Here is a 14944-nt window from a genome sequence, read left to right as displayed (position 1 = left end):
GCGCTAAGCTCGGCGGGTGGACGTATCGACGCGTGCTTCGTTCTTCGCCAGCCCGCCTTGGTGGAAGAGCAGATCGCCTCGGCTTCCTTCGAACATATCGCCACCTTTTCTCCTGCCTTCTGACTTCATCAAGGGCATCGAAGATATCGCAACCGTGTTCCACGGCGTAGTCCTTGGCGCGGTCGAGCCTCTCGGGCCGGACCATGTCGCGAATCTGGTCCTCGTGTGCCGCCTTCCATTCCCGCGTGTCGCCGACGATGTCGCGCCAGGTCGTTCGGCCGATCCGTTGCCCAAGGCCGAGGATGGTGTCGACGTTGCTCTGGAAATGCCGCCTCCGGTTCCAGCGGAATACGAACTCGTTGGCGTAGATGTCGACGTGCTTGTCGCGGATGCCGTGATATGTCCCGTAGCTCCATCGCTTGAAATTGGCGAAGAGACGATGCACCCACGGCAGGACTTCATGCGCGGGTGGCGCGTCCACCGCGCTCAGGTTAATCGCCTGATGGCCGCGATCCGGCAAGCGCCTGTAGGCAGTGTTCCCATCAGTCACGAGCAAGCTGCCGACGGCCGTGTTATACCGGATGAAGGCGTGGAGGCTCTCGCGGTTGATGTTCACGATGCGCTGGAGGCGGCACCGCGCCGGATACTTCCCGTCCTGCACCTCGACCGCCCCGATCATGAAAATCTTGCCGATGGGACTGCGCCCCTGGCCGCCGCCTTCCGGCTCGTCCTTGCGGCGAAACGGCACGTTCGTCTCATCGATCTCGATCATGCCGCGTAGCGGACGCCTGTCCGGATCGACCATCGCCCGGCGGAGCTTATGAAGCAGAAGCCACGCCGTCTTATAACTGCCGAGGCCCAGCTTCGGCTGGAGCTGAAGGGCGGACATTCCGTTGGAATGGGTGGCGAGGAGGTAGGCGGCAAGGAACCAAGTTCGGAGCGGAAGATGCGTACCGTGCATCACGGTACCAGCGATCAGCGAGGTCTGATGCCGACACGCGGTTCTCGCCCGCGTTCCGCTATCATCGACGACGACACCCTGGCATTCCCAGACCCACGGTCTGGCTTCGAGCCGCCAGGCGCGATTGCCTCCGCACTTCGGACACCTGAAGCCACTTCGCCACCGTTTCCTCGCCAGATATTCCGCGCAGGCGTAGTCGTCTGGGAAGTCCGAGGTGAACTTCTCCAGCGATGGCGGCTTGTCGTTAGCCCAGCGTGTCGGAAACAGGCTCTCGCTCATGCCCTCCCTTTATCGCAGGAGGGGAGATGAGTCATTTTGCAACGCTAGATGTGGTTAACACCTGTGCGAACGGTATAAGCCTTAAAAAATCTTTCTTTGACCATGCGTGGCAGCTCTGGGATAGTGCCGCCGCTCCAGAGCACAGCGTCGAAAATCCGAGCGGATTTTCGACGCGCACTATGTCTGGAATCAAAGCGATAGGGTGCTTTTGGCGCCTCCATGGGAGGTGCGGCGCCCTGGTCATGGGAGGGATGAATGACGAAAGACAATCCTGGTTTCAGCACGCTCGCGATCCACGCCGGAGCGCAACCAGATCCGACGACGGGCGCCCGGGCGACGCCGATCTACCAGACGACCAGTTTCGTCTTCAACGACACCGATCATGCAGCCGCTCTCTTCGGCCTGCAGCAGTTCGGCAATATCTACACCCGCATCATGAACCCGACGCAGGCGGTGCTGGAAGAGCGCCTCGCAGCGCTCGAAGGCGGTACTGCGGCGCTGGCGGTTGCCTCCGGGCATGCGGCCCAGCTTCTCGTCTTCCACACGATCATGAGCCCTGGCGACAATTTCGTCGCCGCAAACCGGCTCTATGGCGGCTCGGTCAACCAGTTCGGCCATGCCTTCAAGTCCTTCGACTGGCATGTGCGCTGGGCGGATCCGAGCGACCCCACAAGCTTCGAGGCCAAGATCGATGCGCGCACCAAGGCGATCTTCATCGAAAGCCTCGCCAATCCGGGCGGTACCTTCGTTGATATCGCCGCGATTGCCGAGGTCGCCCACAAGCATGGCTTGCCGCTGATTGTCGACAACACCATGGCGACACCCTATCTGCTGCGCCCGCTCGAGCACGGTGCCGATCTCGTCGTGCATTCGCTGACCAAGTTTATCGGCGGTCACGGCAATTCGATGGGCGGCGTCATCGTCGATGGCGGCACCTTCGACTGGTCAAAGTCCGGCAAGTATCCGATGCTGTCGGAGCCGCGCCCGGAATATGCGGGCGTCGTGCTGCATCAGGTGTTCGGTAATTTTGCCTTTGCGATTGCCGCCCGTGTCCTCGGCCTTCGCGATTTCGGCCCGGCGATCTCGCCGTTCAATGCCTTCATGATCCTGACCGGCGTCGAGACGCTGCCGCTGCGCATGCAGCGCCATTGCGACAATGCGCTGGCCGTTGCCAAGTGGCTGAAGAGCCATGACAAGGTGTCCTGGGTCAACTATGCCGGGCTTGAGGACGATCCGAACAACGGGCTGCAGAAGCGCTATTCGCCGAAGGGCGCCGGCGCCGTCTTCACCTTCGGTCTTAAGGACGGGTATGAGGCCGGCAAGCGTTTCGTCGAGGGGCTCGAGATGTTCTCGCACCTCGCAAATATCGGCGACACCCGTTCGCTCGTCATTCACCCTGCCTCGACCACCCATCGTCAGTTGACACAAGAGCAACTGGTTGCAGCGGGCGCAGGCCCGGAAGTCGTGCGTCTGTCTGTTGGTATCGAGGACGTCTCCGACATCATCGCCGATCTCGAGCAATCGCTCGCAAAGGTCTGAGACTGAGATGAAAATGAGGGGGACGGGTTTCCCGTTCCCCCTTTAGGGAGCAGTGCCCGATGGTGAAGATGCAGAAATTCGACCTGACGACAGTCGAACCCGAAGTCGGCGAGCCTGCGGCCGACCGACTGATTGCCGGGACGCCCCGGTTTCGGACGTGGAATGTCGAGGAGGCCGATGGCGGGCTGTATGCCGGCGTCTGGGAATCCACGCCCGGAAAATGGCGCATCGTCTACGAGGAATGGGAGTACTTCCACATCCTGTCCGGCTACTCGGTCGTAACCGAGGACGGCGGCGCCGAGATACATCTGCGCGCCGGCGACAGCATGATCCTCAGGCCTGGTTTCAAGGGAACATGGGAGGTCGTCGAGACCACCCGCAAGGATTACGTCATCCGTCTCTGACCAGCCTGTTACGAGTTTGCGCCCGGCTCGGTGCCGTCCGACGCACGGGTAAACGCTTCGGCAAACGAGGCTTCCGAAATCCCGTTGAGCGCCTGCCGCAGCGCTTCAGCTTGCTGTTTGCCGAGGGCATTTTCGAAGCGCGCCTGCGCCTTGCGCCAGAGAACCGTCATCTCCTGCTGCTTCTTCAGGCCGAACGGCGTCAGCTGAACGCGCTTCACCCGCCTGTCCGACGCGTCGGGCACAAGCTCGACGTAACCATCGCGGATCAGCGGTTTCAGCGTGTGACCAAGCGCGGATAGATCCATCACCAACAGATCCGCGAGTGTGCGCAGCGAGGCATTTTTGCTGTGGGCGATCTGGCTCAGCAGCGAATATTGCGTGCCGCGCAATCCGCTCGGTGCGAGCACATCCTCATAGAGCTGACCCAATTGGCGCGAGGCGCGTTTCAATGCGCTGTTTGTGCAGAAGTCCCAGACCTTCGGCGTGTCGTCCATCGTTTTCTCCGTCGCGGCCGTGGCGCCCGCTTTCGACTTTGGTAGCGCCACTCTTGCGCAGCGTCCAGTTTGCTGTATATTTAGTGGCATATACCACTAAATTGAAATCGGAACAAGGAAACCGACAATGCGTGCAGTGGAAAAAAAAGGTAAGGCGCTGGTGACCGGCGCTTCTTCGGGCATCGGCGCGACCTATGCGGACCGGCTGGCACAGCGCGGCCTCGACCTGGTTCTGGTGGCGCGCGACGAAAAGCGTCTTTCCGATCTCGCCGCAAAATTGTCGGCACAATACGGCGTGACGGTCGATGTGCTGAAGGCGGACCTGACGCTACGGGATGACGTAAGGGTGGTCGAGAAGCGGCTGCGCGACGACGTGGCAATCGAACTCCTCGTCAACAACGCTGGGATCGGCCCGAAGGGACCGCTGCTCGCCGACGATCTGGACTATCTCGAAGCCATGATCGAGCTGAACGTCGTCGCCGTGAACCGGTTGGCGATTGCCGCCGCCCAGACATTCGCGGGACGCGGCAAGGGAGCGATCATCAACATTGCCTCCGTCGTGGCGCTGGTGCCCGAGCGGTTCAACGGCACTTACAATGCGAGCAAGGCCTTCGTGCTGAACCTGACGCAGTCGATCCATACGGAAGCTTCCGGCAAGGGCGTCAAGGTGCAGGCGGTGCTGCCCGGCCTGACCCGCACCGAAATCTTTGATCGGGCCGGCGGCTCGATCGACCGGCTCGATCCGTCGATGGTCATGGACGTCACCGATCTCGTCGATGCGGCGCTTGCCGGTTTCGACCAGGGAGAACTGGTCACGATTCCATCGCTGCCCGACGCTGCCGACTGGGAGACCTTCTCCAATGCGCGCCTGGTCCTGGCGCCCAATCTTTCCCACGACAGGCCGGCGGCACGCTACGGTGTCGAACGAGCGGCGGCCGCGGTCTGACGCTCAGGCGGGCTGGCTTCCCAAACTGGTTTCAAACGGCTTCGGCGGCGACGTCGGAGCCGTTTTGTGTTTTGCGAGCGGCGCAGGGCGAGCCGTCACCAGACGAGGTCCAGCCGCTCCAGTCCATGGAAATGGAAACTGTCCCTGACCTCCGGATCATGCTTCAGCCGCATCCCGGGCAACCGCTGAAACAGGATCGGCAGCGTCAGGTTAAGTTCGAGCCGGGCGAGTGGCGCTCCGATGCAAAAATGCAGGCCCGCACCGAACGAGACGTTGGCGCCCTCATCGCGCATGGGCTTGAAGCGGTGAGGGTCGCTGAACTTGCGGGGATCGACATTGGCAGCGCCAAGCAACAAACCGATCTTGTCTCCCTTGCGAAGCGAAATCCCGTCGTCGAGATCGATATCCGACAGCGCATAGCGCTGGAAGATATGCAGTGGCGCCGCAAATCGCAGGCATTCCTCGATCGCAAGCGCGGTCGTCGCTTCGGTTGCGAACAGATCTTTGGGCGCGTGGCCCGACTGCAGGATCGTTCTGACAGCGTTGCCGATCTGATGCACGGTTGCCTCGTGGCCGGCGTTGAGAAGCAACGCCGCCGTCGAAACCAGCTCTGCCTCGGACAATCGCTCTCCGTCCTTCTCCGACGTGATCATATGTGTCAAAAGATCGTCGCCCGGATTGCGCCGCTTCTCGGCGATGATCGCCTTCAGATAATTGGCGAAGTCGGCGGATGCCTGGTTGGCGTCGAGTTCGGTCTCGTGGCTTGGATTGAAGACGTACATGCGCACCATGCGATGCGACCAGTCGAGAAGGTCTGGCGCGGCTTCGACGGGGATGCCGAGCATGCGCGCGATGATCGTGACCGGAATTGTTTCCGCATAGGTTTTCAGCAGCTCGACCTGGCCGTCACGCTCGAAGCCATCGATTATCGCGTGCGAAAGCCGTTCGATATCCGGCCGAAGTTGCTCGATCTGCCGGGAGACAAAGGCGCGGTTGACAAGAGTGCGCAGCCGGGTGTGGGCCGGCGGCTCAAGCTCCAGCAGCGAATGCTCCTCCAGCGCATCGAAATCCTTCAGATGCGGCTTCGGTGCCGGCATGCCCAGTTCTTCGCGTGTCGCCACGTGCAGGATTTGCCGTCCAAAACGCCGGTCGCGCAGCAATGCGTTCACCTGGTCGTAGCCTGCGAAATACCATTGCTCGCGCTCGCTCCAGTAAAATGCCGGGCAATGCGCGTGGATCTCGGCGTAGGCCGACGATGGCGACCGATAGAATTCCGGGTTGTGTACGTCGATCGAAACGCGCCGCTCGGCACGGTCTATGGTGATGGCGGGTTTGGGCGGCATGGCGCTGGCTCTTTGCAAGGCGGGTACGACGATCATGTGTAAGGGGGCCAAGGTTCCTCCCGCAAGTGCGCAAGTTGCATCGGGCGGCGATCAAAAGCGCGGCCGGTCGGTTATTACTCCCAGGGTATTCGGGCCGCCGTGCCGGCGCGTTGACAAAATGGCGCGTGACGGGTCAATCTTGTGACGCTGCGTAGGGCGCATCGGTGCAAGGTCGAAAGGGCAACGCCCACCTACGGTAGATAGACCTTAGTTGCGCCCATGCCGAACCTCGAAAACCTCAGGAAGCAGGCCAAACAGTATCTGAGATGGCATCGCGATGGATATTTTCCGGTTGCGGCCGAGATCAGGGCTGCCTTGCCTCGCTTTAGCGAGCTGGACGATCGTGAGATCTTGAAGGTGGATTTCAAACTCGCTGACGCTCAGGAACTCGTCGCACGCCAGATGGGTTTTGACGGCTGGCAGGCGCTCAAATCAGGAGCCCTGACAATGACCACGCAAGCAAAACAACAAGCACCGCGCCCTGTTCTGCGATCGACTTCGGCGCAATTGTTCGTCGCCGAAATCAAGGCGTCTTGCGACTTCTTCACGGACAAGCTCGGCTTTGCCATCGACTTCACCTATGGCGACCCGCCCTTTTATGGTCAGGTGAAGCGCGACAATGCGCTGCTCGCCTTGCGCCTGGTCTGTGAGCCGGTCTTCGTCGGGGATATCCGGGCGCGGGAACACCTGCTTTCCGCTTCACTGACGGTCGCCACGACGGAGGAAATCAAGCGCCTGTTCCTCGATTGCCAGGCCGTCGGCGTGCAGTTTCACCAGACCCTGCGGACGGAGCCTTGGGGTGCACGAAACTTCATCATTCTTGATCCCGACGGCAATCTGATCCTGTTTGCCGGCCCGGCCGAGTGAAGACCGTGCGTCCGATGGAGGCCCGCCGCCATCGCCCGCGGATCAGTCCGAAACCGCTTCGATTTTTCCGTACTTGGCGCGTCTCCAAACGGCGCTGATGATACCAAGCGCGAGCGCAAGGCTGTCCGCGACGGCGAGCGAAAAGCACCGGTCCCGCCAATTCGGACGGAACAACTTTCCATCCGAAACCTTTTTCAGTGGCGTCTGGCGACCTATTTGCGCATGATGCGGCAGCAAGCAGGGAGCGGCATGGCAAAAAACCAGACCAGTCTATCGGCGGGCATCGTAGCGGCAATCCGCAAGCGGCGACCCACCGTCGTCAGCCGTGAAGCGGCGGTCAGCCGCGGTGACATCGTCATCGCTTCCTACAACATCCACAAATGCGTCGGCACCGATGGCCGCTTCGATCCGGGACGTACAGCCCAGGTTATCAGCGAGCTCGGCGCCGATATCGTCGCCCTTCAGGAAGCCGACCAGCGCTTCGGTGAACGTGCCGGGCTGCTTGACCTCGAGCATCTGCGACGCGAGGCGCATCTGGTGTCCGTCCCGATCTCCGGCTTTTCCACAAAAGGACATGGCTGGCACGGCAACGTGCTGCTTCTGCGTGAAGGTGCGGTTTCCGATGTCCAGCAACTGAAGCTGCCGGGCGTCGAGCCGCGCGGAGCGCTTGTGGTCGATTTGGATCTCAAGATGGGCCCCTTGCGCGTGATTGCGGCCCACCTCGGATTGTTGCGCCATTCCCGCGCCCAGCAGGCCGAGGCGATCATCGAGGCTGCATCCGACGCGGGCGGGCGACCGACCCTGTTGATCGGCGATCTCAACGAGTGGCGCATGGGCAAACGCTCGTCGCTATCCTTCCTCAGCCCCGTCTTTGACCCATCACATGCAACGGTCGCGAGCTTTCCTTCCCGTTTTCCGCTGTTGCCGCTCGATCGCGTTCTGGGTAATCCCCATAGCCTGGTGACGTCGGTCGCCGTGCACGATTCTCCACTCGCCCGCGTCGCTTCCGATCATTTGCCGGTCAAGGCATCGATCGATCTGAAGGTCGGCAAGCGGGAAGACCATAACAACGAACGGATTGAAGTGAGCCGGGCCGGATCGGTCTGAGACACTTTCTGGCGGGCAGGTGATGTTGTCCTTTGTCATTGTTGCCGTTGTCGCCATCGGCGGCGCGTTCGGCGCAGCGATCCTCTATGTCTATGGCCGCTTCGGTCGGCGTCCGCACGGAGACCCGTCTTCAGCGCTTCCCGTCGCCGAGGCCGAGACGGAACTGGACCGAGCCATCTTTCCCCTGCTCGGTACCCACGCCGGAACGAACGGCATATCGCTTGTCTCAGACAACATCGAAGCCTTCGTCGTCAGGGCGCATGCAGCGCGAAGGGCTGGGCGAAGCCTCGATTTGCAATACTACTATTGGAAGGACGACCTGACCGGTCTGCTGCTCACACGGGAAATCCTGGCGGCAGCGGATCGCGGCGTCCACGTCCGCTTGCTGCTCGACGACATCAATGCCGGCCTTCACGACCGGATGTGCATCGCGCTCGATGCCCATGCAAACATTGAAGTGAGGCTCTTCAATCCCAGCCGTGCCCGCACCGACCGTATCCGCCGCGGTTTCGAGATGGCCATACGCGCCTTCAGCGCCACGCGCCGGATGCACAACAAGCTGTGGGTTGCCGACGGGCGCGTGGCGATCGCTGGCGGCCGAAACATTGGTGATGCCTATTTCGATGCGTCAGAGCATTCAAACTTTCGTGACCTCGATATCTGGATGATCGGGCCGGTGGTCGAGCAGGCATCGGCAATGTTCGATCGCTATTGGAACAGTACGTCCGTGTTGCCCATAGGCAAGTTGCGCACGCCGCGCAAACAATACCTGCCGGGCTTCCGGGACGCACTCGACGCGCATGCGCGCACACCCGCCGCCCGTTTCTATCTGGAGCGCGTGGCCGACGTCATGGGGGAAGGGGCGTCCTGTTACAGCGGATCAAAGACGCTGCATTGGATCGACGACGTCCGCCTTGAAGCCGATCCGCCCGAGAAGGCCTTGATGCAGAAGCGGCAAAACTGGCTGCTGCGCGAACTCTTCCCCCTGATCCAGGCGACAAAAAGGGATCTCCGCATCATCTCGCCCTATTTTATTCCCGGCACCGCCGGAACACGCGAACTGACGGCCCTGGTGAAGAAGGGCGCGCGGGTCGCGGTGCTCACCAACTCGCTTGCCGCCACCGACGTGGCCGCAGTCCACGGCGGCTATGTGAAATACCGTCGAAGCCTCGTCCGTGCCGGCATCGAACTCTTCGAACTGAAAGAGCAGGGCGATGCCGTCGAAGGTCACCGCATGACCCTGTTCGGCCGGCGCAACGCCAGCCTTCACAGCAAGGCCTTTGTCGTCGACGGTCTAGACGGTTTCGTCGGTTCGATGAATTTCGATCCGCGGTCGGCATCGCTGAATACCGAAATGGGTGTGGTGTTTACGGATACCGCGCTTGCGCGTGAACTCGTCGAGATGTTCGAGGAGGAGACGGCACCTTCCGTCAGCTACCGGCTCGGCCTCGAAGGCGCGCGGCTGGTCTGGCACGACCGGTCCAATGGGACGGAGCGATTGTTGCGGGGCGAGCCGGATGCGAGCCTGCTGCGGCGCTTCATCGCCGGGTTCATTCGCATTCTGCCGATCGAATCTCAGCTCTGACGTCGCCTCACAGCGTGCACCGGTTTACCGTTCGTTTACCTAGCGGCGGCGAATGCTGTGCGGAAAGCGCAAAAGCCAAGGCGCCGGCGAAGGCGGTGGCGAAAAAATGTTCTATCAGCAATCACGTGTGGAGGACTTCTGTTCTTAGGCTGGAAGGGCGCCGCCGATTAAGGTTATCGGACGTTCGCGACTTGAAGTGAAGGGTGTTGACACTCTATGTAGGAGCAGAAGGCCAATCCTGTGATTCCCGGCTCGCAAAGGTTTTGCGGGCCCGATTGATGAAGGTTCGATATGAGAAATCCAGTTGATACCGCCATGGCGCTGGTGCCGATGGTTGTGGAGCAGACCAACCGCGGCGAACGTTCCTACGATATCTTTTCGCGCCTTCTGAAAGAGCGCATCATCTTCCTGACCGGTCCGGTCGAAGATCAGATGGCAACGCTCGTCTGCGCCCAGCTGCTTTTCCTCGAGGCGGAAAACCCGAAGAAGGAAATCGCGCTTTATATCAATTCGCCCGGCGGCGTTGTGACCGCCGGCATGGCGATCTACGACACCATGCAGTTCATCAAGCCGGCGGTTTCGACGCTGTGCATCGGCCAGGCTGCATCGATGGGTTCGCTGCTTCTGGCTGCCGGCCACAAGGACATGCGTTTCGCCACCCCGAATTCGCGCATCATGGTCCACCAGCCGTCCGGCGGCTTCCAGGGCCAGGCCTCCGACATCGAGCGCCACGCCAAGGACATCCTCAAGATGAAGCGTCGCCTGAACGAGGTTTACGTCAAGCATTGCGGCCGGACCTATGAAGAGGTTGAACAGACGCTCGATCGCGACCATTTCATGAGTTCCGACGAGGCGCTCGACTGGGGTCTGATCGACAAGGTCATCACGTCGCGCGAAGCGATCGAGGCTGCAGAGCAGGCGTGACAACGCGCTTTTGTGTCACGATAGATGCAATTGTGACACAATTGTAATAGTGAAAGGGCTTTATCGAGGGGGTAAAGCCGCTAAGATGAACCCTTAATGCTATGTTGAGCTGTGAAGGCATAGGGTTCAGAGTTAGGTGGGAGAGTCGTTGCGGCCGGATCTTGGGTGAAATGCCCTGATACGGTGGGTACTCCCGGAAGCCCTCTTAATGCAGCGCAGATCTTTGCGCGGGGCGAATTGAGTGGTCCGTGATATCTTTTCGAGGATATCCGGCGTGCTGGAAGGAAATGGAAATGAGCAAGGTCAGCGGTAGCAACGGCGGTGACTCGAAGAATACGCTTTATTGTTCGTTTTGCGGCAAGAGCCAGCACGAAGTCCGCAAGCTGATTGCCGGACCGACGGTTTTCATCTGCGATGAATGCGTCGAGCTCTGCATGGACATCATTCGCGAAGAGAACAAGACCTCGATGGTCAAGTCCCGCGATGGTGTTCCGACGCCCCAGGAAATCATCAAGGTCCTCGACGAATACGTCATCGGCCAGCAGCAGGCGAAGCGCATCCTGTCGGTCGCCGTGCACAACCACTACAAGCGCCTGGCCCACGCGGCCAAGGGCAGCGATGTGGAACTGGCGAAGTCGAACATCATGCTCGTCGGCCCGACCGGTTGCGGCAAGACCTACCTCGCGCAGACGCTTGCGCGCATCATCGACGTGCCCTTCACGATGGCTGATGCAACGACATTGACGGAAGCCGGCTATGTCGGTGAAGACGTCGAAAACATCATCCTGAAGCTGCTGCAGGCTGCCGACTACAACGTCGAGCGCGCCCAGCGTGGCATCGTCTACATCGACGAAGTCGACAAAATCTCGCGCAAGTCCGACAACCCGTCGATCACCCGTGACGTTTCGGGCGAGGGCGTGCAGCAGGCGCTGTTGAAGATCATGGAGGGCACCGTTGCCTCCGTGCCGCCACAGGGTGGCCGCAAGCATCCGCAGCAGGAATTCCTGCAGGTGGATACGACCAACATCCTGTTCATCTGCGGCGGTGCATTTGCCGGCCTCGACAAGATCATTTCCGCCCGTGGCGAGAAGACGTCGATCGGTTTTGGCGCAACGGTCCGTTCGCCTGAAGATCGCCGAGTCGGCGAGGTTCTGCGCGAACTGGAGCCGGAAGACCTGGTCAAGTTCGGTCTCATCCCGGAATTCATCGGCCGTCTGCCGGTTCTGGCGACGCTCGAAGACCTCGATGAAGACGCGCTGATCCAGATCCTGTCCGAGCCGAAGAACGCTCTGATCAAGCAGTACCAGCGGCTGTTCGAGATGGAAGACGTCGAGTTGACCTTCCACGAGGACGCGCTGCGCGAGATCGCCCGTCGCGCCATCGTGCGCAAGACCGGTGCCCGTGGCCTGCGCTCGATCATGGAAAAGATCCTGCTCGACACGATGTTCGAGTTGCCGACGCTCGAAGGCGTCCGCGAAGTCGTGATTTCCGACGAGGTCGTGAAGGGTGCGGCACGGCCGCTCTACATCTATTCCGAGCGCTCGGAAGAGAAGACCAACGTTTCGGCCTAAGCGCGAACCACAGATCAGATTTGAAAAAGCCCGCCTCGTGCGGGCTTTTTCATGACCCCACACTTAGTTGTTGAGATGGCTTCTACGGCGCGCGATTTAACAATTCGGTTGTTGCTAAAGTGTCTTAACAACGCAATGATGTGACGATTCAATAACGGGCCTCGGCCGTTGCATACCCTTGAAGCCTCGTTTTCCGTCGCAAGGTACGCAACAGCAATAAAGCGTAGTCAGAAGGATCCGGCCAATGATGGTGGATGTCGCGTCGAGCCTTGAAAAGGACTCTCTAGCACTCCACTTTCATGTGGAAAACATGACAACCGGGAGTGCCGCTGTGGCTCCCGGGAACGGGCCCGAAATCGGGACGGAAAGGAAATGACATGACGAGCAAAACGTCTCCGGCGACTGAAAGCGCGACCTATCCGGTCTTGCCGCTTCGCGACATCGTAGTCTTCCCGCACATGATCGTGCCGCTCTTCGTCGGCCGTGAAAAGTCCATCCGTGCGCTGGAAGAGGTCATGGGGACTGACAAGCAGATCATGCTTGCCACCCAGATCAACGCGACGGACGACGATCCGGAACCCTCTGCGATCTATCAGGTTGGCACGATTGCCAATGTTCTGCAGCTGCTGAAGCTGCCCGACGGCACCGTCAAGGTGCTGGTCGAAGGGCGCACGCGCGCCAAGATCGACAGCTACACGCCGCGCGAAGAATTCTACGAAGCGTCAGCACAGGCGCTCGACGAGCCGGAAGAAGATCCGGTCGAGATCGAGGCGCTCAGCCGCTCGGTCGTCTCCGAATTCGAAAGCTACGTGAAGCTCAACAAGAAAATCTCTCCTGAGGTCGTCGGCGTTGCGAGCCAGATCGAAGATTATTCGAAGCTTGCCGACACCGTCGCATCGCATCTCTCGATCAAGATCGTCGAAAAGCAGGAAATGCTGGAAACCACCAGCGTGAAGATGCGCCTCGAAAAGGCGCTGGGCTTCATGGAAGGTGAGATCTCCGTCCTGCAGGTGGAAAAGCGTATCCGCTCGCGCGTCAAGCGCCAGATGGAGAAGACCCAGCGCGAGTACTACCTCAACGAACAGATGAAGGCGATCCAGAAGGAACTCGGCGACGGCGAAGACGGCCGCGACGAGATGGCCGAAATCGAAGAGCGGATCGCCAAGACCAAGCTTTCCAAGGAAGCCCGTGAAAAGGCTGATGCGGAGCTGAAGAAGCTGCGCCAGATGAGCCCGATGTCGGCGGAAGCAACCGTCGTGCGTAACTATCTGGATTGGCTGCTGGGAATGCCCTGGGGCAAGAAGTCCAAGATCAAGACTGACCTGAACCATGCCGAGGAAGTGCTCAACGTCGATCACTTCGGCCTCGACAAGGTCAAGGAACGCATCGTCGAGTACCTAGCCGTTCAGGCGCGTTCGACCAAGATCAAGGGCCCGATCCTGTGCCTCGTCGGCCCTCCGGGCGTCGGCAAGACCTCGCTTGCCAAGTCGATCGCCAAGGCGACCGGCCGTGAATACGTGCGCATGGCTCTGGGCGGCGTTCGTGACGAAGCGGAAATCCGCGGTCACCGTCGCACCTACATCGGTTCGATGCCCGGCAAGGTCGTCCAGTCGATGAAGAAGGCGAAGAAGTCCAACCCGCTCTTCCTGTTCGACGAGATCGACAAGATGGGCCAGGACTTCCGTGGCGACCCGTCGTCGGCCCTGTTGGAGGTGCTGGATCCGGAACAGAACTCGACCTTCATGGATCACTACCTGGAAGTCGAATATGATCTGTCCAACGTGATGTTCATCACCACGGCGAACACGCTGAATATTCCGGCGCCGTTGATGGACCGCATGGAAGTGATCCGTATCGCCGGCTACACCGAAGAGGAAAAGCTTGAGATCGCCAAGCGGCACCTGCTGCCGAAGGCGATCCGCGATCATGCGCTGCAGCCGAAGGAGTTTTCGGTCACCGACGGTGCGCTGATGGCGATCATCCAGACCTACACGCGTGAAGCGGGCGTTCGCAACTTCGAGCGTGAACTGATGAAGCTCGCCCGCAAGGCGGTCACCGAGATCATCAAGGGCAAGGCCAAGTCAGTGGCCGTCACCGCTGAAAATATCCCGGATTACCTGGGTGTGCCGCGGTACCGTCACGGCGAAGCCGAGCGCGACGATCAGATCGGTGTGGTCACAGGACTTGCCTGGACAGAGGTCGGCGGCGAACTGCTGACGATCGAAGGTGTCATGATGCCCGGCAAGGGCCGCATGACCGTCACAGGCAACCTGCGCGATGTGATGAAGGAATCGATTTCTGCGGCGGCGTCCTACGTCCGTTCGCGCGCGATCGACTTCGGCATCGAGCCACCGCTGTTCGACAAGCGCGACATCCACGTGCACTTGCCGGAAGGCGCAACGCCCAAGGATGGTCCTTCGGCCGGTGTTGCCATGGCAACGGCGATCGTCTCTGTGATGACCGGTATTCCGATCTCCAAGGATGTGGCGATGACGGGTGAGATCACCCTTCGCGGCCGCGTGCTGCCGATCGGCGGTCTGAAGGAAAAACTGCTGGCGGCCGTCCGCGGTGGCATCAAGAAGGTGCTGATCCCCGAGGAGAATGCCAAGGATCTGGCCGAGATTCCGGATAACGTGAAGAACGTGCTGGAGATCATCCCGGTCTCGCGCATGGGTGAAGTGCTCGAACACGCTCTCATCCGCGTCCCGGAGCCGATCGAATGGGACCCGGCAAATGAGCCGGCAACCGTCGCCGCGGTTGATTCGCAGGACGAAGCGGGCGCTTCCATCGCCCACTGATCGACAGGGCCGGCGGGTGCAATTGTGCTCGTCTCAGGCTCATTTGGCAGAAAAACAAGGAAGACCGGCCCCTGGCCGGTCTTTTTT

At 60.4% G+C, this 14944-nt stretch carries 11 protein-coding genes and 1 pseudogene; 9 read left to right on the top strand and 3 right to left on the bottom strand.

Annotation, left to right across the window (positions count from 1 at the left end; all coding sequences use genetic code 11):
* Positions 1–289: 289 nt before the first annotated feature.
* Positions 290–1240 (bottom strand): annotated as a pseudogene (locus tag BLJAPNOD_RS16785) (IS1595 family transposase); the annotation flags it as partial.
* A gap of 255 nt (positions 1241–1495) precedes the next feature.
* Here BLJAPNOD_RS16785 and BLJAPNOD_RS16780 point away from each other — a divergent pair.
* Positions 1496–2779: an O-acetylhomoserine aminocarboxypropyltransferase gene (locus BLJAPNOD_RS16780; protein WP_115420547.1), complete on the top strand. Its 1284-nt coding sequence runs from the start codon at positions 1496–1498 to the stop codon at positions 2777–2779.
* A 59-nt stretch (positions 2780–2838) separates the two neighbouring features.
* Complete coding sequence (locus BLJAPNOD_RS16775) at positions 2839–3183, top strand: cupin domain-containing protein (RefSeq protein ID WP_115420546.1); 345 nt, start codon at positions 2839–2841, stop codon at positions 3181–3183.
* A gap of 8 nt (positions 3184–3191) precedes the next feature.
* Here the strand turns inward: BLJAPNOD_RS16775 and BLJAPNOD_RS16770 are convergent, their stop codons facing one another.
* The gene (locus BLJAPNOD_RS16770; protein WP_115420545.1) at positions 3192–3677 is read right to left on the bottom strand and encodes a MarR family winged helix-turn-helix transcriptional regulator; all 486 of its coding nucleotides are present in this window, start codon (positions 3675–3677) and stop codon (positions 3192–3194) included.
* Positions 3678–3804: 127 nt separating this feature from the next.
* Between BLJAPNOD_RS16770 and BLJAPNOD_RS16765 the strand changes: the two genes are divergently transcribed.
* Complete coding sequence (locus BLJAPNOD_RS16765; protein WP_115420544.1) at positions 3805–4623, top strand: SDR family oxidoreductase; 819 nt, start codon at positions 3805–3807, stop codon at positions 4621–4623.
* A gap of 95 nt (positions 4624–4718) precedes the next feature.
* Here the strand turns inward: BLJAPNOD_RS16765 and BLJAPNOD_RS16760 are convergent, their stop codons facing one another.
* On the bottom strand, positions 4719–5966 hold the full coding sequence (locus BLJAPNOD_RS16760) for a cytochrome P450 (protein ID WP_115421324.1): 1248 nt from the start codon (positions 5964–5966) through the stop codon (positions 4719–4721).
* A gap of 258 nt (positions 5967–6224) precedes the next feature.
* On the opposite strand from BLJAPNOD_RS16760, the gene BLJAPNOD_RS16755 reads away from it, so the two are divergent.
* From BLJAPNOD_RS16755 to lon, 6 genes are all read left to right on the top strand, one after another.
* Positions 6225–6872: a VOC family protein gene (locus BLJAPNOD_RS16755; RefSeq protein ID WP_115420543.1), complete on the top strand. Its 648-nt coding sequence runs from the start codon at positions 6225–6227 to the stop codon at positions 6870–6872.
* 249 nt (positions 6873–7121) lie between these two features.
* Positions 7122–7979 carry an endonuclease/exonuclease/phosphatase family protein gene (locus BLJAPNOD_RS16750; RefSeq protein ID WP_115421323.1) on the top strand — a complete coding sequence of 286 codons (858 nt, stop codon included), beginning with the start codon at positions 7122–7124 and terminating at the stop codon, positions 7977–7979.
* A 22-nt stretch (positions 7980–8001) separates the two neighbouring features.
* Positions 8002–9564 (top strand): phospholipase D family protein, encoded by a 1563-nt coding sequence (locus BLJAPNOD_RS16745; protein ID WP_115420542.1) that lies wholly within the window; start codon positions 8002–8004, stop codon positions 9562–9564.
* Between the two features lie 291 nt (positions 9565–9855).
* A complete protein-coding gene (clpP, locus tag BLJAPNOD_RS16740; protein ID WP_025426569.1) occupies positions 9856–10488 on the top strand; it encodes an ATP-dependent Clp endopeptidase proteolytic subunit ClpP in 633 nt (210 codons plus the stop codon).
* Positions 10489–10781: 293 nt separating this feature from the next.
* Entirely contained in the window at positions 10782–12059 is a 1278-nt protein-coding gene (gene clpX / locus BLJAPNOD_RS16735) for an ATP-dependent Clp protease ATP-binding subunit ClpX (protein WP_053247031.1), read from the top strand.
* Positions 12060–12436: 377 nt separating this feature from the next.
* Positions 12437–14857, top strand: a complete 2421-nt coding sequence (lon, locus tag BLJAPNOD_RS16730; protein ID WP_077498502.1) for an endopeptidase La — start codon at positions 12437–12439, stop codon at positions 14855–14857.
* The last annotated feature ends 87 nt before the right edge of the window (positions 14858–14944 follow it).

It is taken from the genome of Ensifer sp. M14 (genome assembly GCF_003355565.1).
GTDB lineage: Bacteria > Pseudomonadota > Alphaproteobacteria > Rhizobiales > Rhizobiaceae > Ensifer.
The sequence above is the reverse complement of the archived record's forward strand: the minus strand, read 5'-3'. Positions and strand labels throughout refer to the sequence as shown.

Bases quoted from the DNA above. Each gene is read 5' to 3' on its own strand.
- BLJAPNOD_RS16745 (WP_115420542.1), top strand. From the start codon at position 8,002: ATGTTGTCCTTTGTCATTGTTGCCGTTGTCGCCATCGGCGGCGCGTTC.
- BLJAPNOD_RS16760 (WP_115421324.1), bottom strand. From the start codon at position 5,966: ATGCCGCCCAAACCCGCCATCACCATAGACCGTGCCGAGCGGCGCGTT.
- BLJAPNOD_RS16780 (WP_115420547.1), top strand. From the start codon at position 1,496: ATGACGAAAGACAATCCTGGTTTCAGCACGCTCGCGATCCACGCCGGA.
- BLJAPNOD_RS16750 (WP_115421323.1), top strand. From the start codon at position 7,122: ATGGCAAAAAACCAGACCAGTCTATCGGCGGGCATCGTAGCGGCAATC.
- clpP (WP_025426569.1), top strand. From the start codon at position 9,856: ATGAGAAATCCAGTTGATACCGCCATGGCGCTGGTGCCGATGGTTGTG.
- clpX (WP_053247031.1), top strand. From the start codon at position 10,782: ATGAGCAAGGTCAGCGGTAGCAACGGCGGTGACTCGAAGAATACGCTT.
- BLJAPNOD_RS16775 (WP_115420546.1), top strand. From the start codon at position 2,839: ATGGTGAAGATGCAGAAATTCGACCTGACGACAGTCGAACCCGAAGTC.
- BLJAPNOD_RS16755 (WP_115420543.1), top strand. From the start codon at position 6,225: ATGCCGAACCTCGAAAACCTCAGGAAGCAGGCCAAACAGTATCTGAGA.
- lon (WP_077498502.1), top strand. From the start codon at position 12,437: ATGACGAGCAAAACGTCTCCGGCGACTGAAAGCGCGACCTATCCGGTC.
- BLJAPNOD_RS16770 (WP_115420545.1), bottom strand. From the start codon at position 3,677: ATGGACGACACGCCGAAGGTCTGGGACTTCTGCACAAACAGCGCATTG.
- BLJAPNOD_RS16765 (WP_115420544.1), top strand. From the start codon at position 3,805: ATGCGTGCAGTGGAAAAAAAAGGTAAGGCGCTGGTGACCGGCGCTTCT.